We start from the raw sequence: 1,411 nt of genomic DNA on the forward strand, positions 1-1,411 counted from the left end.
GGCGCGCCAGACCGGTCAGAACCTTGCCCGAACCTACTTCATAAAGCGTGGTGACGCCATTGGTCGCAAACCATTCGACAGTTTCACGCCAGCGCACCTGACCCGTGACCTGCTCGACGAGTAGATCGGCAATCTCGTTGGCATCGGTGACGGGCGCTGCGCGCACATTGGCGATAAGCGGAACGATTGGATTGTGCTTTTCGACCGAAGCGAGCGCTTCGCGCATGGCGTCAGCGGCAGGCCCCATCAAAGTCGAATGGAAAGGCGCCGATACCGGCAGCATGATGGCGCGCTTGGCACCTTTTTCGGACGCCAGCCCGGCAGCCAGTTCGACCGCAGCCTTGGAACCGGAAATGACGAGCTGACCACCGCCATTGTCATTGGCGATCTGAACGGAACCGGAGGCTTTTGCTTCCGCGCAGACAGCTTCCACATCGCCGTGCTCGAGACCGATGATTGCAGCCATCGCACCTTCACCGACCGGAACAGCCTTCTGCATGGCATTGCCACGAATACGCAAGAGCTTGGCGGTGTCGTAGATGGAGAACGTGCCCGCTGCACACAGGGCGGAATATTCCCCGAGCGAATGCCCGGCAACGTAAGAGACGTCGGAGGCGAGATTCAGTCCTCGCGCTTCCATCATGCGGATGACTGCCATCGATACAGCCATCAGCGCCGGCTGGGCATTGGCGGTCAGGGTGAGTACGTCTTCTGGTCCGTCGAACATAACCGCGGAGAGCTTCTCACCAAGAGCTTCATCGACCTCGTCAAATACAGCTTTGGCTTCCGGATACTTATCAGCAAGAACTTTTCCCATTCCCACTGCCTGGCTGCCCTGTCCGGGAAACGTGAATGCTACCGACATTTGTGCCTCTTTATATGTATAATTGGTCGGGGTGTGCCTTAGCGAAGCATTGAGAGTCAAGCAATTCTCACCCCTTTAGCGATTCCCGCCTTGCATCTTAGGGGAAAACCTCGTATTAGCCGCCCCGTTCAATATCTGGCATCGGCTGGGGGCTGAACGAAGGCGGGTAATCTAACCCGATGAAGGTATAAATCCTTCGGCCTTCCGTGTCTCCGCTCTCGATTGTCTTTCCAACGCGCCTTTCTTCGCTGGTTTCAGCTTTAAGAGGTCGCAGAGGCTTGGCGCCGATGTTCAGAGTAGACAGAAGAAAGGCAAAGCCAATGGCTCTTTATGAACATGTGCTTCTTGCCCGCCAGGACATTTCCCAGCAGCAGGTCGACGCTCTCGTCGAACAGTTCAAGGGTGTCCTCGAAGCTAATGGCGGCAAGGTCGGTAAGGTCGAAAGCTGGGGTCTGCGTCCCCTCACCTACCGCATCAAGAAGAATCGCAAGGCGTATTACACGCTCGTGAACATCGACGCTCCGGCTGCAGCCGTTGCCGAAATGG

At 56.8% G+C, this 1,411-nt stretch carries 2 protein-coding genes; one reads left to right on the forward strand and one right to left on the reverse strand.

The features are described from left to right. Positions 1-865, reverse strand: an 865-nt coding sequence (gene fabD, locus ACOWVS_RS23380; protein ID WP_420973185.1) for an ACP S-malonyltransferase, incomplete at its 3' end; no start/stop codon positions are given. A gap of 320 nt (positions 866-1,185) precedes the next feature. Between fabD and rpsF the strand changes: the two genes are divergently transcribed. After that, on the forward strand, positions 1,186-1,411 hold a 226-nt coding region (gene rpsF / locus ACOWVS_RS23385; RefSeq protein ID WP_420973186.1), incomplete at its 3' end, for a 30S ribosomal protein S6.

It is taken from the genome of Brucella sp. IR068 (genome assembly GCF_049065885.1).
GTDB classification, from domain to species: Bacteria; Pseudomonadota; Alphaproteobacteria; order Rhizobiales; family Rhizobiaceae; genus Brucella; species Brucella intermedia.